The following is a 20,076-nucleotide window of genomic DNA, read 5'->3' as shown; positions in this document are numbered from 1 at the left end:
GCAACGTCTGAGAAACGTTGCTTTTTGATTCCATAATTCGAATAATCCCCAATATTACGATTTATGATTGTGTAAATGTTGAATACATAAAAGTACAAAGCAAATATATGAACATTCTACTTATAAAAACTAAGTTTTGTATAAATGGTTTGTTTTTATGTGTATTTGGTAAACAATAATACCCCACATGGTATGTAGGGTATTATTACAAAAGTGTATTTGCCTTTTATTTAATTATTTACCTTTAAAACATCGGCTATAATTTTCTGTATTTGTTGCTTTGGTAATGCTCCATGTGCCATTTGAGGATCTTCATTTACCGGACAAAATAGCATTGATGGAATACTTCTAATACCAAACATTGCAGATAACTCTCTTTCTGCTTCTGTATCTACTTTATATATTCTTACTTTTCCTTCATATTCATTACTTAACTGCTCTAACACAGGTGCCAGAGCTTTACACGGACCACACCAATCCGCATAGAAGTCTATAATTGCAGGTATTTCACCTTTAAATTTCCACTCTTTACTCTCTTCGTAATTAAATATTTTTTCTAGGAATGTATCTTTTGATAATAACTCTGTCATTTTGATTTGTTTTCGTATAAAGTTAGACGATAATACTTAAAAACATTACAGAAAAACACCTATTAATGTTAAAAACATCTTAATATGTAACGTTTGATTGTTTTTTTAATCTAATTTTGAGACGCTTAAACTAATCAACATAAAATATGAAAAAAATATTCATTCCAGTTGCCGCTAGTTTATTACTAGTTGCCTGTAAACAAAATATTTCTGAAGACACAATGGCATTGAAATATCCTGAAACTAAAAAACAACCTGTAGTAGATACTTACTTTGAAACAGAGGTAACTGATAATTATAGATGGTTAGAAGACGATAGAAGTGAAGAAACTGAAAATTGGGTAAAGTCTGAAAACAAAGTTACTTTCGATTATCTATCTAAAATTCCATACAGAGAACAATTAAAAAATAGATTATCTGAATTATGGAACTACGAAAAGTTAGGCGTTCCTTTTAAAGAAGGAGATTATACTTATTTCTATAAAAATGATGGTTTACAAAATCACTACGTTCTATATAGAAAAAAAGAAGATGGTAAAGAAGAAGTGTTTTTAGATCCTAATACATTTTCTAAAGACGGTACAACTTCAATGAGTTCGGTTAGTTTTTCTAAAGATGGAAAAACAGTTGCTTATTCTATTTCCGAAGGAGGAAGTGACTGGCGTAAAATTATTATTATAGATGCAGCTTCAAGAGAAGTAAAAGAAGACACCTTAGTTGATGTTAAATTTTCTGGTATTTCTTGGAAAGACAACGATGGTTTTTACTATTCTAGTTACGACAAACCTAAAGGAAGTGAATTATCTGCAAAAACAGATCAACACAAATTATACTATCATAAGTTAGGTACTAGCCAAAAAGATGACAAAGTTATTTTTGGAGCTAAGCCAGAAGAAAAACATAGATATGTTGGTGGAAGCGTTACTGAAGACGGAAAATATCTTTTTATTTATCCAAGAATATCTACATCTGGAAACAAATTATTAATGAAAGACTTAACCGTTGAAGGAAGTCCAATTGTAACTGTTTTAGGTGATACTAAAAGTGATACATATGTTATAGAAAACGAAGGAAGTAAATTGTACTTAGTTACAAACTTAGAAGCTCCAAACAAAAAGATTGTTACTGTAGATGCTGCTAATCCTACTCCTGAAAACTGGAAAGATTTTATTCCTGAGACTGAAAATGTATTAAGCCCTTCAACTGGAGCTGGTTTTTTCTTTGCTGAATATATGGTAGATGCTGTATCAAAAATATTCCAATACGACTATACAGGTAAATTAGTTAGAGAAATTGAATTACCAGGAGTTGGATCTGCTGGTGGATTTGGTGGAAAGAAAGATGCTAAAGATTTATATTTCTCTTTTACAAACTATAAAACTCCAGGTTCTTCATATAAATACAACCCTAAAGAAGGTACTTATAAAGTTTACTGGAAACCAAACATTGCTTTCAATTCAGATGATTACGAAAGTAAACAAGTTTTTTACACCTCTAAAGACGGTACAAAAGTTCCTATGATTATTACTTATAAAAAAGGAATTGAATTAAATGGTAAAAATCCTACTATCTTATATGGTTACGGTGGATTCAATGTAAGTTTAACTCCAAGTTTTAGTATTGCAAATGCAGTATGGATGGAACAAGGTGGTGTTTACGCTGTACCAAATTTACGTGGTGGTGGAGAATATGGTAAAAAATGGCACGTAGCTGGTACTAAAATGCAAAAACAAAATGTTTTTGATGATTTCATTGCTGCTGCTGAATATTTAATAGAGAGTAAATATACTTCATCTGATTTCTTAGCAATTAGAGGTGGTTCTAACGGAGGTTTATTAGTAGGTGCAACTATGATACAACGTCCAGAACTAATGAAAGTAGCTTTACCTGCTGTAGGTGTTTTAGATATGTTACGTTATCATACTTTTACAGCCGGAGCTGGTTGGGCATACGATTATGGTACTGCTGAAGAAAGTAAAGAAATGTTTGAATATTTAAAAGCATACTCTCCTGTTCATAACGTTAAAAAAGGAACAAAGTATCCAGCAACAATGGTAACAACTGGTGATCATGATGATCGTGTAGTGCCTGCACATAGTTTTAAATTTGCTGCTGAATTACAAGAAAAACAAGAAGGAAATAACCCTGTTTTAATTAGAATTGAAACGAATGCAGGTCATGGTGCGGGAACTCCTGTAGCTAAAACTATTGAGCAATATGCCGATATTTTTGGTTTTACACTGCATAATATGGGATATAAAGAATTACCAAACTCAGCAAACACAAAAATTAAATCATAATAAAAACAACTCGTAATGAAATATTTTAAAAGAGGGTTATATACAGTAGCAATTACATCTTTAGTAATTGCTTCTTGTAAAACTGATAATCCAAAATCTAATGAAGCAAAAGAAGTTGCTGTTGAAAAGATTCCTGGAATCATCTTGGAAAATATGGACACTTCTGTAAAACCTACTGAGGATTTTTTCAGATTTGTAAATGGTTCTTGGTTAGATAAAACTGAGATACCAGCAGATAGAACTTCATGGGGTGGCTTTGGAGAGTTACGTAAAAAAACAGATGCAGATGTATTAAAAATTTTAGGAGAAGCTATTGAAGAAGGTAATTTTCCTAAAATTAAAGACGCTCAAGGTAATGAGATTGATAGTGATCAGCAAAAAGCAGTAAACTATTATGAAAGCATTATGGATACAGTTGCTCGTAATGAGCAAGGTATTGCTCCTTTAAAACCTTACTTAGCTAAAATTGATGAGATTAAAACTAAGAAAGATGTAGAAACTTATATCACTAAAATGGCTCCTTATGGAGGTGGTGCATTTTATGGCTTAGGAGTTTTCAACGACTTAAAAAACAGTAATATGAATGCTGGTTATTTAGGTGGTAGTGGTTTAGGTTTATCTCGAGACTATTACGTTGATGAAGATGCAGACACTAAAGAGAAACTAAAAAAATACGAAGGTTTTGTTGCTAAAATGTTTCAAAAACTTGGCGAAACTGAAGCTGAGGCTGCTAAAAATGCTGCTACAGTTGTTGCTTTTGAAACTAGTTTAGCAAAGCCAAAAATGACAAAAGAAGAGAGAAGAGACACTAGGAAAATATACAATCCTATGTCTGTTGAAGAACTTCAAGAATTAGTTCCTGCTATTGACTGGAAAGCTCACTTTGAAGGAATTGGAGTACGTATAGGTTTGAAAGATGGTACAAGCAGTGTTGATAAAGTTATTGTAACAGATCCTAAATACTTTAAAGCGATGAACGATATTTTTACAACTCGTTCTGTAGCTGATATAAAAACATTATTACGTTGGAATGCTATTAATGGTGCTGCTGGTTTATTAAGTACCGACTTAGAAAAGACAAACTGGGAATTTTACAGTAGAGATTTACGTGGTGCAAAACAACAAAGAGCTCGTGATGAAAGAGCTTTAGCATCTGTAAATGGATCTATCGGTGAAGCTATTGGTAAATTATATGTTGCTGAAAAGTTTCCGCCAGAAGCTAAACAAAAAGCTAAAGAAATGATTGATAATGTTCTTTTAGGTTTTGAAAAGCGTATTAATGGTTTAACTTGGATGAGCGAGCCTACTAAGAAAAAAGCTTTAGAAAAGTTAAGTAAACTTACTGTAAAAATAGCGTATCCTGACAAATGGAAAGATTACTCTACTTTAGAAGTAAAAGGTATTAAAGAAGGTGGTAGTTATTTTGAAAACTCAATTAATGTAGCAAAGTGGAACTACGAAGAAGATATGGCTAAATTAGGTAAGCCTGTTGATAGAACTGAATGGGGAATGTCTCCACAAACAGTAAATGCTTACTTTAACCCTGTAAACAATGAAATTGTTTTCCCAGCTGCTATTTTACAACCTCCTTTTTACAACTATCAAGCTGATGAAGCTGTAAACTATGGTGGTATTGGTGCTGTAATTGGTCATGAAATTTCACATAGTTTTGATGATTCTGGTGCTCGTTTTGATGGTGACGGAAACTTAAACAACTGGTGGACTGAAGAAGATGCTAAAAAGTTTGAAAAGGAAGGTAAAGCTTTAATAGATCAATTTGATGCATTGGTGGCAATTGATAGTGTTCATGTAAATGGTACGTTTACTTTAGGTGAAAATATTGGTGACTTAGGTGGTGTTAATGCTGCTTATGAAGGATTACAAATTTTCTTAGCGAAAAATGGTCGTCCAGAGAACATTGATGGATTTACTCCTGAACAACGTTTCTTCCTTTCTTGGGGAACTATTTGGAGAACTAAGGCTCGTCCTGAAGCATTAAAAAATCAAATTAAAACAGATCCACATGCTCCTGGTAAATTTAGAGCTTATGTACCTTTAAAAAATGTGGATGCTTTTTATGAAGCATTTAATATTAAAGAAGGGGATAAAATGTATTTAAAACCTGAAGATCGTGTTAAAATCTGGTAAGATTTAAAAGCATATTTAAGAACCGATACAAAAATGTATCGGTTTTTTTATGTCTAAAAATCAAAGATTAAGATAAAAAAGTATTATAATTTTAACATTTGGGCTTATCATTTTAGGGGTTTTTCCTGAAAACATAACTCCCTGATATACGTACCTTTATTTCAAATATTTTAAGACTCATCGCCCCCGAGATTAATTTTATTTTCCTCTCCTACTGAGAGGTTTTTTTTTGCCTTAATATTTATAATAGTACTGCTATTTTTCTTAAAACAAATGGTGTATATAAAACTTGTAATATTTACTTTTACAATAATGCTACAAGTAAATAATATTTCATTTTCGTACCCCGATAAAAAAACAACTTTAAAGGATGTTAGTTTCACTTTAAACAAAGGCGAACATTTAAGTATTATGGGTGAAAGTGGCTGCGGAAAATCTACTTTACTTAAAATTATTTATGGCTTACTTGATGTTGCAAAGGGTAATCTTTTCTGGAACGAACATACAATTTTAGGACCTGCTTTTCATTTAGTTCCAGGTATGGAGTTTTTTAAATACGTTCCGCAAAATTTTGATTTAATGCCATATACAACAGTCTCTGAAAACATTTCAAAGTTTTTGTCTCGTTTTTATCCTGAAGAAGCTCAAGCAAGAACAGAAGAATTATTAGAAGTGATTGAAATGAGTCAGTTTGCTAACATAAAAGTAAAAAACTTGAGCGGAGGTCAACAACAACGAGTTGCCATTGCAAGAGCTTTGGCTAAAGAGCCTGAATTATTATTACTAGACGAACCTTTTAGTCAAATTGATAATTTTAAAAAGAATGCCTTACGTAGAAACTTATTTAATTACCTAAAAGAAAAACAAATAGCTTGTATTGTTGCTACCCATGATGGTAACGATGCTTTATCTTTTTCTGATCAATTAATTGTAATACAAAACAATACCATTTTAGCTAAAGATCATCCGAAGAAATTGTACAACGATTTAACCAATAAATATGTGGCTTCTTTATTTGATGACGTAAACGAGATTTTAGTAGATAATAAAAGTATACTAATGTATCCGCATCAAATAAAAATTGTAGAAAGTTCAACACGCAACGCCACTGTTTTAAAAACTTTTTTTAAAGGTTTTTACTGGTTAATACAAGTATCTTATAAAAATCAAAACGTATTTGTATCACATTTATCAGATATTGATCAAGGAACAGAAATTACTATCGATTTTTAAAGCACCTCTTTAATAATTAACTTATTTCCGTTAAATACAATTTCATTATTAATTTCTTTACCTAATAGCTGCTTTCCAATAGGTGAAGAAGCTGAAACTGCAAAAAACAATTTTCCTTCAACCTTTAACTGACCGGCACTTATACATAAAAAATAGCCTACTTTATCAGTTATAATCAAGCTTCCTAAACGAACTTTTTGACTAACTTCTAAATTTGTTTTAGCTAGTGTTTCTTTCATTATCTGAATTCCTTCTAATTGCTGGCTAGCTTTTTCCATCTCTAGTTGTAACATTGCTCTGCCTGTTTCATGTTTATCTCCCGCAGAACTTTTTGTTTCACTTAACAAAGCCTTCTTATTAGAATTTATTATTTGTAAAACTGTTTCCTCTCTTTTCTGCACAAACAATCTACATTGTTCAAATAATTGATTTTTTATACTCATAATAAATCTGCTAACTCTTTACCAACAAAACTTCCAATAGCTACTCCCATACCTCCTAGCCTAACGCCACAAAAAACATTGTCTGAAATATTCTTAACAATTGCCTTCTTTTGATTTCCAACTCCCATAATTCCACTCCAACTATGCGCCACCTCAAAAGAGGCATTGGGTAAAATAGTAGTTTCTAGTAATTCCTTTAATTTATTTTGAATTCGATCTGTTGTTTCAAATTTAGTTGTTTCCTCTCCTTTAAAATCTAAATTTCTACCTCCTCCAAATAGAATTCTATTATCTATGTTTCTAAAATAATAATATCCTTCATCAAAATGAAAAGTCCCTTTAATATGTAAATTTTTAATTGGTTTTGTTATTAACACCTGTGCTCTGGCTGGTGTTACGTTCTCATTCAATAATTTTTTAGAAAAACCATTTGTAGCAATTAATAACTTATCTGTTGTAAAACTAAAGTCATTAGCATGTACCGTAACCTTATTTGAATAGTCTTCAAAACTATCAACTGTAAAATTATTTACAATTTGTATTTCTAATTTTTGAGCTTTAAATAATAAAGCTTTCATCATTTTCCCAGTATCAATCTGCCCTTCAAACTGATTAACAACATATTGTTCTTTAATATTTTTAAACTGAAAAATATTATCACTCTTTTTAAAAGTATCTTCTTTAAAAATTGGATGTAACAACTTATTAACCTGATTCATTTTTGAAATGCTACTTTCATATAAATCATTATTAATAAATAGTTCATATCCTTTATTTAATTCAAAACCGATATTTTGATCACCTAAATTCTTTCTTAAAAGTTGTAACCCATTCCATCTTTTCTTTACTAAATCTAATACCTCTTGTTCAGAATGAGATGCTAAATCTTGAATAAGTTCAGATAAACTTCCGAAGCAAGCAAAACCTGCATTTTTTGTACTTGCTCCTTGTGGCAACATTCCCTTTTCAAGAACTAAAACTTTTGCTGTAGGAAATTTCTCTTTTAATCTTATCGCACAATTCAAACCTACAATTCCACTTCCTATAATTGTAAAATCTACATTAGAAAACCATTCTTTAATCTCCCAGTAACTAAAATTTTTCATAATTATAAAACTAAACAAATCCATTTAAATATAATTTGTAATTTGGTACGATACTTGAATAGTTAATTTAAAAAGTTATCATGAAGATTCTGAATATTTTATTATCGTTAACAACACTATTTTTTATGAATTGTGCAAGTCATAAAATGGATTCAAAGCCTCCTTTCGAAGTAATTTCTGCTACTTATTTAAATTGGACAGGAGGTGTTAGAGGAGTGCAAGGCACTAACATAAACATTACTTATAAAGCTACAGATGAGATAACTTTTGAGAGTATTTTTTATAAAAACAGACAAACAAAAGTTAGTTACAAAGAATTTAATGGTAGCACATCAATATTGGGTCAGTTTCAAGATAAAACAGACCATAGATTAAAAAATCTAGTAATGGAAGGTGATGCTAAAAAAGAGTTTGGGAACAAACCAACAGAAAAAATAGAAAAGCTTCCTTTTGAATTAAAAGATACAGAAGCTGCTGTTAGTTACATTTATAAAGGGACTAAAAAGTACTTCAAAATAACAAAACTTTCTGAAGAAAAACCAGCTAGAAGAATACAATAAACAACTAGTATTTATAATATTTTAAGACTGCCTTTTTTAGGTAGTCTTTTTTTTGGCATGCATTTTGAAATACACCATACATAACCATAATACTATTAAGATATGAGAACAATAAAATTACTTTTAGGAATATTAATAGCCATAACAACTTTAAACTCATGTGTTGTTCGCAATGACAATTTTATTTCAGCAGAAGAAGTTGTATCTGGATACGATTTATGGTATGTAGATATTCATAACAGAGGAGGTAATACCGAAATTCCTTATTTATCAAGTGCTTTTACGGTATCTTTTTTAAACGGACGTTTGTACGCAAACAACAATATAGTTGATATAGGAAGAACAGGAAATGGTTTGGGTATACAAGTTGGAAGTTATCAAACTTTTGATGATGGTGTTTTGGAAACCTTTCATAATATAGATGGTAACCATGCTTTTGAAATTGATGTATTAAGCAACAATGAAATTAGAATATACGATATAAACAGTGACGCTAGTTATTTATTAGTAGGTTACAACAGAAATGATTTTGATTATGATAGATTGTTTTATGAAAATATTGAATTTTTCTTACAAGAATATGTAGCCTGGGAAAGAATTGGTACTAGAAATGGAGCTCCAAATCCGTTTGATGCTGAGCACTTTTTACAATTCACTCCAGAAAATGTTACAACATTCTATTCATCTCATGATGACTTTGGCACAAATGTTGATTTTATAAATTGGGATTATGTAGGTTCTTATACAGTTAGTGATATAACAGGTTTTAACGACTTGAAATTTTTAACACTAAATTATGATGGCGGAGATATTGAAGAATTTGAATTAAGCGTTGTTAATGACGGAACAGTTGATTTATTTCACGTAAGTACAGGAACCACATATACATTCTCAGGAAGAAGTTTTATTCAACTTTTAAAGAGTAAAAGTGGGAAAACAGCAAAAGATGTTGTAAGAAATAATGGTAGAAAACGTACTAAAATAAAAAGAAAAGAAATTACAAGAAAGGTATTAAAATAAAGTTTGGTTAGTTGATTTTTGGTTGGTTATTTCTCGATAGCCAATTGAAGAAAAAACCGTCTCTTTTAAAAGGGACGGTTTTTATTTTTATATAACACTAAAAAACTTCAAGTAACCAGTTTCTTACCAAATTTCTAAATTCTATAACACCTCATTTACATTAAAAATTTTACCTTTATAAAAAACTTAATCAACACATGTCATTAACAGCTTTTATTACCGGAGCTACTTCCGGAATTGGTAAGGCTACTGCAATTCTTTTTGCTCAAAACAACATTAGACTTGTTATTTGTGGAAGAAGAACTGAAAAACTTCAAGCTTTAAAAGAAGAATTGTCTGAACTTACAGAAGTACACACACTACAGTTTGATGTACGTTATAAAGAGGAGGTTACTAAAGCTATTGAAAGCTTACCTTCAGAATTCAATCAAATAGATATTTTAATCAACAATGCAGGAAATGCACACGGTTTACACTCAATACAAGAAGGTAATATTGATGATTGGGATGCAATGATTGATGGAAATGTAAAGGGACTTTTATATGTTACAAAAATGATTATTCCATCGATGATTGAAAGAAACAATGGTTTTATTGTAAATATAGGTTCAATTGCTGGTAAAGAAGTATATCCTAACGGAAATGTATATTGTGCTTCAAAATTTGCTGTAAACGCTCTAAACAAAGCAATGCGTTTAGATTTAAATCAACATAATATTAGAGTATCTGCTATTCATCCTGGACTTGTAGAAACAGAGTTTTCTGATGTTCGTTTTAAAGGAGATTCTGAAAGAGCAAAAACAGTATACCAAGGTTATAAAGCTTTGCAAGCAGAAGATATTGCTGATATTATTCATTTTGTGGTTACGCGCCCATATCATGTGAATATTGAAGATTTAATTGTTTATCCAACAGCACAAGCTAGTGCTTCTATTTTAAAAAAAGATGAAAACTAAACTTTCTGATATTATAATTGGTTGCATGACTTGGGGAGCCTGGGGTAAGCAATTTTCTACGGATGAAATGGTAGACTTAATGCATTTTTGCATTGAACAAGGTAATACTACTTTTGATCATGCTGATATTTATGGAGATTATTCTACTGAACTTGATTTTGGGAAAGCCTTTGCCAAAAGCGGTGTAAAAAGAGAAGATATTCAGTTAATTTCAAAATGTGGTATTCAATACAAAACAGATACCAGACCAAATAAAGTTAAGCATTACAACTACTCTAAAGAATATATTATTTGGAGTGTAGAACAATCTTTAAAAAATTTACATACAGATTATTTAGATGTATTGTTATTACACAGACCTAGTCCGTTAATGCAAGCAGATGAAATTTCTGAAGCTATAGAATTACTTCAAAAACAAGGAAAGATTATTGATTTTGGGGTTTCTAACTTTACACCTTCTCAAATAGATTTATTGAAAAAAAGTAATCTTTCTATTACTGCAAATCAAATCGAATTTTCACTAATTCAGAATTCAGCAATTGAAAATGGTTTATTAGATTATTTACTTTCAAATAATATTAAAACCATGTGTTGGAGTCCGCTCGGAAAATTCTTTTCTTTAGAAAACGAACAATCTGAAAGAATAAGCGCCGTTTTAAAAGAACTTTCAATAAAATATAATGTAACTGAAAGTGAACTATTATTAGCTTGGATTTTAAAACATCCTGCGCAAAGTATTCCTGTAATTGGTACTACTAGCAAGAATAGAATTATACAAGCAAATACTGCAAAAACAATCAATTTAGATTTACAAGATTGGTTTATTCTTTATGAAGCAAGTAGAGGTCATAAAGTAGCTTAAAATGATAAATAAGCGTTTACTCATAAAAAACTTACTCTCTAATAACGATGAAAATAGCTTTTATGATAAAAAGGAAAAATTATCGTTAGGAAATAAAGAAGGAAAAGCAAAATTTGTAAAACACATTTGTGCCCTTTCTAATTCTAATCCTGATAATAACTCATACATTGTTATAGGTATTAGAGATGAAGACAATAAGGTAATTGGCGTTGATTTTTTTGACGACAGTAAAATACAAAACCTAGTAAACGCTTATTTAATCAACCCTCCTAAAATTCAATACGAAAACATACCTTTTACAGGTTTACCAAGGTATAAAGTAATTGGATTGGTAACTATTTTACCCAACAAAAACACTTCTCGTTTAGCTAAAAATGCATGGAAGTATCCAAAAAACACGGTCTTTTACAGAAGAGGTAGCAACTCTATGCCTATAGAGGGAGATTTTGAACTTAGAAACACAAACAAAGATATTGTTACTGCTATTGAAAAAAATGCTAGTAATAATATTCAACTTACATTAGATGGTGTTTTCGATTTTTTAAATAGACATAAAGAAGAATACAACCCTACTTATACTGTTTTTAAAGAACAATTTGTACTATGCTGGGCAGGCAAAAAAACAGTTATTAATGAAAAAGAATACTACTCTAGAGTTGATATTGAATTAATTAACGAACAAGTACGTTTGTTTTATTCTGCTTTAGACGAAGTACAAATAAAGATAAGTGATCATTCTTTTATTATTGTTGAGTATATCTTACTAGGATTAGAGAAAGATGAAACTAGATATCCGTTAGAAAAAACAATCATACATTTTAAGAACAATGGAAAATTGGAGATTATAAAAGAATTTTTATTTGAACCACCAACTTACGATATCAATATTATTAAACACATTTATGAAACAAGTAATGAAGTAGTTCGAAAAATAGAAGAAAATATTCCATTATCAGTGACAGAACATGAAGATGTATCTAGACTTCCGAACAATTATTTAATCTGCTATTTAAATAATTTTTTAGATGCGAAAGAACAACTAGAAAAAGCTAAAAACTATATTCGAGATTTAGAAGATAAAACAACCTATATTAAGTACAAAGACGTTGTTAGAGTTTTACGTAAAGTAAAGTATCACTAAAATTAAAAAATAGAAGCTAAGGAGTTACCTACTCGACTTCTATATAACTTATTTTCGCTTGTAATCTGAACTTACTAAGCACTTATTATTTTTCCATTTTCCTTTTAATGAATCGGTATGAATTACTAGATCTTTTTGAGTTAAAAACTGTCCTTTTTTATTCTTTTTTATCACCTTCATTTTTCCACTAGTGATTGCATTAATCACTTTATAAATTAATCCTTTTCTTGGTGATTTTCTACCTTTCTCTGTTAGAGTAAGCCCTACTTCATTATTAAACAAGTCCATTTCAGAAGAAATTTCATCAGGCACAATTCCTTCTTCTAATCGTTGTTTTTTATACATTAAATAGTTTTCTTTCTCATGTGCTCTTCCTAATGATCGTGCTGCAGAAGTACCAATTTCTTCATTTAATCGAGCCATCCAATATGAATGTCTAAAAGCATCCACTTGTCCGCCTGCATGATCTCCATCTAACAAATTAGTTTTTCTAATACTATCAGCAACCCTTTTGGCTTCTAACGATATTACTAATGCCTTTTTTGCTTTAAATGGATGAAAAATTGTCCACCATTTTTTAGGACGAGATAACTTTTTAAACTTTTCATAACTTGACTGAGTATATCCACTAGTAATAGCAGCGAATATTAAAACCTTTACAATTGTATTTTTCATATGATATCATTAAAAAAGAGAGCCTTTTACAACTCTCTTTTTTAAATAGCATAAATAATGCCTTATTATTTAATAATTAATTTTTTTGTTGCTATTTGCCCAGATGCTGTAACTTTTAATACATACATTCCAGAAGATAATTGTTCAATAGTTACATTATTGATGTTTCCTGTAACATTTTTAACTAGCACTCTTTTTCCTAATAAATTAAAAATCTCCACTTTTTTATCTTCAAATGAAGCTGTAGTAATAGTTAAAGAACCATTTTTAGTTATTGGATTAGGAAATACATTAAAGCCTTCAATAGTGTTTTCTTTAACACTGGTTGTTATACCAGATAACTCAGTAGGAAATATTTGAGCAAGACCACTTGTTCTTCTTGAACTTGTTGCTGGTTTAGCTGCAATTCCAGTAATATCAAAAGTACCTTGAGGAATGATAGTTCCTTCTAAATCTAAACCATCAAACTCTAATCTAAAAACCATTTGTAAATCTCCACTAGAAATTAAATAATCTCTTGTAATTGAACTATCAAACCTAGCCACACCATCAGCGGCATCAAAACTAGCATTTTTAATGGTTACTCTTTGCGATTGATATTCATCTATATTATCAATTAACTCTTCAAGTGTTAATACTGTTGGTGGAATAGTATTTCCTGTAGAAACTACATTTGTAGGCTCTTGCTCTGGAATAAATTTCTTTCCTTCAGCATCTTCTATATATTGCCCTTTTAAACCTGTAAAAACATCACCTTCATTATATCCGTCTAAAACATTTTTTACATCATCAATAATAAAACCAGCAGAATCATCTTGAATGTACTTTTGGTTTCTTTCATTTTGAGTATCGTATGTTATTGTTATTTCATTGATAAGCTCATAAAACTCACCTCTATCAGAATATCCTAGTTCTTCTAAACTACTTGCTTCTCTATAAGTATCACTTATATTAAACCAAGTTGCAGCTAAAATTCTAGGAGAAAAAGGTTCTTTAGCACCATCTAATAACTCTACCTCAACTGTATAGCTACCAGCTGTAACATCAAAAATAATATCAATATAATTATCTTCTTCAATTGTCGTCACTCCATTTTTACTAACTGTGTATTTCACAAAACCGTCAGAACCTGGAGTAAAGCTTGGGAAGTTTTTAATTTCATATTCAACTGTCACTTCTGTTGTTGAAGGAGATAAACTTTCACTTTGTTGAGGTGATATAATCTCTACTGAAGGTGTAGCTGAAGCCACTGAAAAGAATACTGATTTTTTTATTGCTGGATTGAATGAATTACGATCTGCATCTACCAATTCAACTTCAATTTGATATGCATTGTTTTCAGTTACTGCTACTGAGAAATTAGTTTCAACTACATCGTCTATTATATATTCTGTTGCTCCATTTTTACTAACTGTATATTTCACAGAGCCATCTGTACCCAAAGTGAAGTCAGGAAAATCTCTTATTTCATAAGAAATATCAACATTGGTGGTATTTGCATCAAAAACAGTATCATTATCTGGCGTTAAAAACACTATTGATGGATTAACAACATCAGCAACATAAAAAACTAGATCTCCTCTAACTTCTGGTGTAAAAGGATTAGAAGAAGCATCTACCAACTCCACTTCTACTCTATACTCATTTCCAGCACTAACATCTATATTAAAATTAGTTTCAGTAAAATTATCTCCAGAATCGATAATATCCCCATTCTTACGAATCGTGTATATGATTGAACCATCTGAACCTAAAGTAAAACCAGGGAAATCTCTTATTTCATATGTAACATCAACACTTGTTGTATTTGACTCAAAAACAGTATCCATATCTGGTGAAGTAAATACAATTGATGGACCAACAGCTTCTGCTACTGAGAAATTTGTAGTAGCTAAAATAGCTGGTGAAAAAGAGTTTTTATTTTCATCTAAAACTTCTATTTCTAAAAAATAATTACCTGCGGTTACAGACCAATCTATATTTACTCCTGCTGCTGCTATTTCTGTTGTAGTATTTGGGTCATCATCTTTTTTTACAGAATAACTTATAAATCCATCTATGTTATTGAAATCTGGAAAATTTAATATGTCATATCTAAAAGGGACACTTGTTGTACCTGCTTCAAAAACTTGTCCGTCAGTTGGAGAAGAAATAACTACTGAAGGAGCAGCTGCAGCCACAGAGAAAATTTTAGTTGACTTTATAGCTGGGTCAAAAGAATTACGAGCTGTATCTACTAACTCTATTTCAACACTATAATCATTCCCTGTATTTACATCAATAGAAAAATTTGTATCTGTAAAATCATCTGTTATACTAACTACATCTCCATTTTTTCTTACTGTATAAACTGCTGTACCATCTGTACCTAAAGTAAAACTAGGAAAATCAACAATATCAAAAGCAATATCTACATTTGTGGTTGAAGCATCAAAAACCTGTCCGTCTTCTGGAGCAAAAATATTGATAGAAGGACTTCCTGTTACAGCTGCAACAGAAAAATCTACAGAAGTCATAATTCTAGGAGTAAATCTATCTTTTCCGCTATCTAATAATTCTACCTCTAAAGTATAACTGTTTCCAGAAGCAACATCAAAAACAATATCTGTATTATCTGTTTCTTCTAAAATAATATCGCCATTCTTCCATACTATATATGATAAATAACCATCGGCTCCAACTGTGAATCCAGGAAAATCTCTAATTTCATATTCAACATTCATACTTGTAGTATTCGCATCTAAAACCTGTCCTTGTGTTAAAGAAGTTATTACTACTGATGGATCAGCTGAAGTTGATTCGGTGATAGAAAAATTAACAGAAGCTAAAATAGCTGGCGAAAAAGAATTCTCATTTTCATCTAAAACTTCTATTTCTAAAAAATAATTACCTGCGGTTACTGACCAATCTATATTTACTCCTGCTGCTGCTATTTCTGTTGTAGTATTTGGATCACCATCTTCTTTTACAGAATAACTTATAAATCCATCTATATTATTGAAATCTGGAAAATTTAATATATCATATCTAAAAGGAACACTTGTAGTACCTGATTCAAAAACTTGTCCGTCTGTTGGAGAAGAAATTACTACTGAAGGAGCAGCTGCAGCTACAGAGAAAGTTTTAGTTGCCTTAATAGCTGGATCGAAAGAATTACGAGCTGTATCTACTAACTCTATTTCAACACTATAATCGTTCCCAGCATTTACATCTACAGAAAAACTTGTATCAGTAAAATCATCTGTTATACTAACTATATCTCCATTTTTTCTTATTGTATAAACAGCTGTACCATCTGTACCTAAAGTAAAACTAGGAAAACCAATAATATCAAAAGCAATATCTACATTTGTTGTTGAAGCATCAAAAACCTGTCCGTCTTCTGGAGCATAAATATTGATAGAAGGATTTCCCGTTACAGCTGCAACAGAAAAATCTACAGAAGTCATAATTCTAGGAGTAAATCTATCTTTTCCACTATCTAATAATTCTACCTCTAAAGTATAACTGTTTCCAGAAGCTACGTCAAAAACTATATCTGAATTATTTGTTTCTTCTAAAATAATATCGCCATTTTTCCAAACTACATATGATAAATAACCATCTGATCCAACTGTGAATCCAGGAAAATCTCTTATTTCATATTCAACATTCATACTTGTAGTATTCGCATCTAAAACCTGTCCTTGGGTTAAAGAAGTTATTACTACTGATGGATCAGCTACAACAGAGAAATTTTTAGTTGATTTTATAGCAGGATTAAAAGAGTTTCGATCTGTATCTACTAGTTCTATTTCAACACTATAATCGTTTCCTGCACTTACATCAACAGAGAAACCTGTATCTGTAAAATCATCTGTTATATTAACTATATCTCCATTTTTCTTTACTGTGTAAACAATAGTACCATCTGTACCCAAAGTAAAATTTGGAAAATCAATAATATCAAAAGCAACTTCTACTCTAGACGTAGTAGTACTAAAAACCTCATCATCATAAGGCGCAAAAATATTGATAGAAGGAAATGCAGCTACAGAATAGTTTTTAACAGATGTTATAGCTGGCGTAAAAGAATTTCCTGAAGCATCTACTAACTCTATAGTAGCTTCATAATTGTAGCCTGCTCTTACTTGTGTGCTTATAGTCGTATCTCGTATATCATTATTTGATAACACTAAGTCTCCATTCTCTTTTAAAGTGAACACCACAAAAGCATCAGTTCCTATTGTTGCTGAAAAATTTAAAATATCGTAAGATATATCTACTTGTGTTGTAGCAGCATCAAAAACTTCATTATCATCAGGAGCATAAATGTTTATTGAAGGACCTGGAGCTATGGAAAAGTTTCTTGTAGATATAACAGCTGGTGAAAAAGGATTCAGTGATGTATCTAATATTTCTAATTCAATACTATATTGATTACCTGCTTGTACATCTATTGTAAAAGAAGTATCTGTTATACCATCTCTAGCATCTATAAAATCTCCATTCTTTTCAATCCTATATACAACAGATCCATCTGATCCTAGTGTGAAACCAGGAAAATCTCTAATTTCATATTCAACCAGAACACTAGTAGTGCCCGCATCCAAAACCTGTCCTTCTGTTAAAGAGGTTATTACAATGGAAGGATCTGTATTGGTGCTTGAAGCAAAAGTGAAAGCATACAATAGTATACTTAATAGACTAATTAAGTAATTTTTTTTCATTTCTTTATCTTTTCAATTATAAATTAAGTTGACTTTATCAAAAGTAACGATTTATATTTCATCAAAAAGGTTATTTTTATTTTAAATATCTGATTTTAAATCTTAGGTAAAATCTTTTTATTAATATTAAAGCAACATTAAGTTAAAGTACCATTAACTGTTTTTGTTATTAAATCGTTACTTTTGGAATCGTTACTTAATCAAAATATAACGTATGAACACTAATGATGTTAAAATTTTATTAGTTGATGATGAGCCTGATATTTTAGAGATTGTAGGTTACAATCTTAGATCTGAAGGTTACCAAGTATTTACAGCAACTAATGGGGTAGAAGGCGTTAAAATTGCCAAAAAAATAGTACCTCATTTAATTCTGTTAGATATAATGATGCCAGAAATGGATGGTATTGAAGCTTGTGAAAAAATAAGAAATATTAAAACTTTAGAAAATGTTTTAATATCGTTCTTAACTGCTAGAGGAGAAGATTATTCTCAGGTAGCAGGTTTTGATGCAGGTGCAGACGATTATATTACAAAGCCTATTAAACCAAAGGTCTTGGTAAGTAAAGTAAAGTCTTTATTAAGACGTTTAAAAACTGAAACTGCTTCAGAAGCAACTACTAAAATTGGAGACATCTTAATTAATAGAGATGAATATGTTGTTTTTAAAGGAGATGATAAAATTACTTTACCTCGTAAAGAATTCGAATTATTTTCTTTGTTAACATCTAAACCAGGTAAAGTTTTTAAAAGAGAAACTATTTTAGATAGTGTATGGGGAAATGAAGTTGTTGTTGGTGGTAGAACTATAGATGTACATATTAGAAAGTTGAGAGAAAAAATTGGTGATCATCATTTTAAAACTGTAAAAGGTGTTGGTTACAAGTTTGTATTGGAAGGAGACAAATAATTGTCTTTTTAAATTTAAATAATTTACGGCTTGTCTAGTTTTAAAATCTAAGACAAGCCTTCTTTTTTTATTATGAAGAAACTAAAAAAAACATATAATTACGCATTATTTTCGGCACTATATTTAACGCTAATTTCTATTGTAATTGCAGTATTCTCATACTTATCGTTCTTTAAATCGTTAGGATTAATTGTAGTTATTATTTTTGGTATTCTAGTGTTTGTTGTTTCCTTTTTTATCATACAATACAGAGCAGAACACTTCATTTATCAGCGTGTAAAAAAGTTATATCAAGACATCTCTATTTTAGATGTAAATGATTTAAAAAGAGATAAGATTACTACAGATATTGATTCTTTTACAAAAACAGTACAAGATTATGTAGAAGATAAAAAAGAAGAAATTGCTAATTTAACTGAGAGAGATTCTTTTAGACGAGACTTTTTAGGTAATGTAGCACACGAATTAAAAACACCTTTATTTACCGTACAAGGATATATTTTAACATTAATAGAAGGTGCCGCTGATGATAAAATAATTAGAGATAAATATTTAGAGCGAGCAAATAAAGGTGTTGAGCGTTTGACTTCTATTGTTAAAGATTTGGATATGATTGCCAAATTAGAAACGGATGGAATGAAAATGAAAATAGAGCCTTTTAATATTTTAGAGCTTATTCAAAATGTTTTTGACTTATTTGAAATGAAAGCTAAAAAAAGGAATATCAAACTTATTTTTGATAAAGTATATGATTTTCCAATTTTTGTAAAAGGTGATATTGAACGAATAGAACAGGTACTTATTAACTTAATTGTTAACTCAATTAAATATGGTAAAGTTGGTGGTTTTACTACTGCTAGCATAGAAACTTACAATGAAAATAAGTTTGTGATTAAAATAAGTGATAATGGTGAAGGAATAAAGCAAGAACATATTCCGAGGCTTTTTGAACGTTTTTATAGAGTAGATCAAAGTAGATCTAGAGAACAAGGAGGTTCTGGTTTAGGTTTATCCATTGTAAAGCATATTATTGAAGCTCACAACGAAACTATTTTATTAAAAAGTACATTTGGTGAAGGGTCTGAATTTTCTTTTACCCTTGAGAAAGCTATGTAAATTTAGTTGACTTATTTAAACTTAAAGGAAACTGCTTTCATCTCATTATTGAAGATGCAAGCAGTTTTTTTATACCTTTAAAACATACCTTAAGCATCTTTTTAAGGTTAAAATTAGATTTATTTATAAGCTAAAACTTACAAAAAAAGCTGCCCATTTATGGACAGCTTTTTTATTTTTTTAATCTGTCTCGTCCTGAAATAGCGTTACACAATTATGTAACATTATGAACGACAATATTTACCGTAAACGTACTCAGAAAGATTATACGATGAGTTTTAAACTTTCCGTTGTATCTGAAGTAGAA

At 30.4% G+C, this 20,076-nt stretch carries 15 protein-coding genes; 10 read left to right on the top strand and 5 right to left on the bottom strand.

The window, feature by feature from the left end; translation table 11 throughout:
- Positions 1–230: 230 nt before the first annotated feature.
- Positions 231–590, bottom strand: a complete 360-nt coding sequence (trxA, locus tag EYW44_RS20525; protein ID WP_132727261.1) for a thioredoxin — start codon at positions 588–590, stop codon at positions 231–233.
- 146 nt (positions 591–736) lie between these two features.
- Between trxA and EYW44_RS20520 the strand changes: the two genes are divergently transcribed.
- The 3 genes from EYW44_RS20520 (at position 737) to EYW44_RS20510 (ending at position 6,271) form a co-directional block, all read left to right on the top strand.
- Positions 737–2,890 carry a prolyl oligopeptidase family serine peptidase gene (locus tag EYW44_RS20520; RefSeq protein WP_132727258.1) on the top strand — a complete coding sequence of 718 codons (2,154 nt, stop codon included), beginning with the start codon at positions 737–739 and terminating at the stop codon, positions 2,888–2,890.
- Positions 2,891–2,905: 15 nt separating this feature from the next.
- Complete coding sequence (locus tag EYW44_RS20515) at positions 2,906–5,038, top strand: M13 family metallopeptidase (protein WP_132727255.1); 2,133 nt, start codon at positions 2,906–2,908, stop codon at positions 5,036–5,038.
- Positions 5,039–5,350: 312 nt separating this feature from the next.
- Positions 5,351–6,271 (top strand): ABC transporter ATP-binding protein, encoded by a 921-nt coding sequence (locus tag EYW44_RS20510; protein WP_132727252.1) that lies wholly within the window; start codon positions 5,351–5,353, stop codon positions 6,269–6,271.
- Here the strand turns inward: EYW44_RS20510 and EYW44_RS20505 are convergent.
- Together EYW44_RS20505 and EYW44_RS20500 are read right to left on the bottom strand one after the other, a co-directional pair.
- Positions 6,268–6,714, bottom strand: a complete 447-nt coding sequence (locus EYW44_RS20505; RefSeq protein ID WP_132727249.1) for a 3-oxoacyl-ACP synthase — start codon at positions 6,712–6,714, stop codon at positions 6,268–6,270. The genes EYW44_RS20510 and EYW44_RS20505 overlap by 4 nt on opposite strands.
- Entirely contained in the window at positions 6,711–7,820 is a 1,110-nt protein-coding gene (locus EYW44_RS20500; protein WP_132727246.1) for an NAD(P)/FAD-dependent oxidoreductase, read from the bottom strand. Before EYW44_RS20500 ends, EYW44_RS20505 begins: the two co-directional genes overlap by 4 nt.
- Positions 7,821–7,900: 80 nt before the next feature.
- Here EYW44_RS20500 and EYW44_RS20495 point away from each other — a divergent pair, with 80 nt between their 5' ends.
- The 5 genes from EYW44_RS20495 (at position 7,901) to EYW44_RS20475 (ending at position 12,359) form a co-directional block, all read left to right on the top strand.
- Positions 7,901–8,380 carry a hypothetical protein gene (locus EYW44_RS20495; protein ID WP_132727243.1) on the top strand — a complete coding sequence of 160 codons (480 nt, stop codon included), beginning with the start codon at positions 7,901–7,903 and terminating at the stop codon, positions 8,378–8,380.
- 102 nt (positions 8,381–8,482) lie between these two features.
- Positions 8,483–9,400, top strand: a complete 918-nt coding sequence (locus EYW44_RS20490) for a hypothetical protein (protein ID WP_132727240.1) — start codon at positions 8,483–8,485, stop codon at positions 9,398–9,400.
- 197 nt (positions 9,401–9,597) lie between these two features.
- Complete coding sequence (locus tag EYW44_RS20485) at positions 9,598–10,356, top strand: SDR family NAD(P)-dependent oxidoreductase (RefSeq protein WP_132727237.1); 759 nt, start codon at positions 9,598–9,600, stop codon at positions 10,354–10,356.
- Positions 10,346–11,218, top strand: a complete 873-nt coding sequence (locus tag EYW44_RS20480; RefSeq protein ID WP_132727234.1) for an aldo/keto reductase — start codon at positions 10,346–10,348, stop codon at positions 11,216–11,218. Before EYW44_RS20485 ends, EYW44_RS20480 begins: the two co-directional genes overlap by 11 nt.
- Position 11,219: 1 nt before the next feature.
- Positions 11,220–12,359: an ATP-binding protein gene (locus tag EYW44_RS20475; RefSeq protein ID WP_132727231.1), complete on the top strand. Its 1,140-nt coding sequence runs from the start codon at positions 11,220–11,222 to the stop codon at positions 12,357–12,359.
- A gap of 48 nt (positions 12,360–12,407) precedes the next feature.
- On the opposite strand, the gene EYW44_RS20470 is transcribed toward EYW44_RS20475, so the two are convergent.
- Together EYW44_RS20470 and EYW44_RS20465 are read right to left on the bottom strand one after the other, a co-directional pair.
- Positions 12,408–13,034 carry a DUF6973 domain-containing protein gene (locus EYW44_RS20470; RefSeq protein WP_132727228.1) on the bottom strand — a complete coding sequence of 209 codons (627 nt, stop codon included), beginning with the start codon at positions 13,032–13,034 and terminating at the stop codon, positions 12,408–12,410.
- Between the two features lie 65 nt (positions 13,035–13,099).
- On the bottom strand, positions 13,100–17,743 hold the full coding sequence (locus EYW44_RS20465) for a T9SS type A sorting domain-containing protein (RefSeq protein ID WP_132727225.1): 4,644 nt from the start codon (positions 17,741–17,743) through the stop codon (positions 13,100–13,102).
- A gap of 214 nt (positions 17,744–17,957) precedes the next feature.
- Between EYW44_RS20465 and EYW44_RS20460 the strand changes: the two genes are divergently transcribed.
- Both EYW44_RS20460 and EYW44_RS20455 read left to right on the top strand, forming a co-directional pair.
- Positions 17,958–18,653, top strand: a complete 696-nt coding sequence (locus EYW44_RS20460) for a response regulator transcription factor (RefSeq protein ID WP_132727222.1) — start codon at positions 17,958–17,960, stop codon at positions 18,651–18,653.
- Positions 18,654–18,725: 72 nt separating this feature from the next.
- Complete coding sequence (locus EYW44_RS20455; protein ID WP_132727219.1) at positions 18,726–19,769, top strand: sensor histidine kinase; 1,044 nt, start codon at positions 18,726–18,728, stop codon at positions 19,767–19,769.
- Positions 19,770–20,076 lie beyond the last annotated feature (307 nt).

It is taken from the genome of Tenacibaculum sp. M341, assembly GCF_004337695.1.
Taxonomy (GTDB): Bacteria; Bacteroidota; Bacteroidia; order Flavobacteriales; family Flavobacteriaceae; genus Polaribacter.
The sequence above is the reverse complement of the archived record's forward strand: the minus strand, read 5'-3'. Positions and strand labels throughout refer to the sequence as shown.

Bases quoted from the DNA above. Each gene is read 5' to 3' on its own strand.
- trxA (WP_132727261.1), bottom strand. From the start codon at position 590: ATGACAGAGTTATTATCAAAAGATACATTCCTAGAAAAAATATTTAAT.
- EYW44_RS20520 (WP_132727258.1), top strand. From the start codon at position 737: ATGAAAAAAATATTCATTCCAGTTGCCGCTAGTTTATTACTAGTTGCC.
- EYW44_RS20515 (WP_132727255.1), top strand. From the start codon at position 2,906: ATGAAATATTTTAAAAGAGGGTTATATACAGTAGCAATTACATCTTTA.
- EYW44_RS20510 (WP_132727252.1), top strand. From the start codon at position 5,351: ATGCTACAAGTAAATAATATTTCATTTTCGTACCCCGATAAAAAAACA.
- EYW44_RS20505 (WP_132727249.1), bottom strand. From the start codon at position 6,714: ATGAGTATAAAAAATCAATTATTTGAACAATGTAGATTGTTTGTGCAG.
- EYW44_RS20500 (WP_132727246.1), bottom strand. From the start codon at position 7,820: ATGAAAAATTTTAGTTACTGGGAGATTAAAGAATGGTTTTCTAATGTA.
- EYW44_RS20495 (WP_132727243.1), top strand. From the start codon at position 7,901: ATGAAGATTCTGAATATTTTATTATCGTTAACAACACTATTTTTTATG.
- EYW44_RS20490 (WP_132727240.1), top strand. From the start codon at position 8,483: ATGAGAACAATAAAATTACTTTTAGGAATATTAATAGCCATAACAACT.
- EYW44_RS20485 (WP_132727237.1), top strand. From the start codon at position 9,598: ATGTCATTAACAGCTTTTATTACCGGAGCTACTTCCGGAATTGGTAAG.
- EYW44_RS20480 (WP_132727234.1), top strand. From the start codon at position 10,346: ATGAAAACTAAACTTTCTGATATTATAATTGGTTGCATGACTTGGGGA.
- EYW44_RS20475 (WP_132727231.1), top strand. From the start codon at position 11,220: ATGATAAATAAGCGTTTACTCATAAAAAACTTACTCTCTAATAACGAT.
- EYW44_RS20470 (WP_132727228.1), bottom strand. From the start codon at position 13,034: ATGAAAAATACAATTGTAAAGGTTTTAATATTCGCTGCTATTACTAGT.
- EYW44_RS20465 (WP_132727225.1), bottom strand. From the start codon at position 17,743: ATGAAAAAAAATTACTTAATTAGTCTATTAAGTATACTATTGTATGCT.
- EYW44_RS20460 (WP_132727222.1), top strand. From the start codon at position 17,958: ATGAACACTAATGATGTTAAAATTTTATTAGTTGATGATGAGCCTGAT.
- EYW44_RS20455 (WP_132727219.1), top strand. From the start codon at position 18,726: ATGAAGAAACTAAAAAAAACATATAATTACGCATTATTTTCGGCACTA.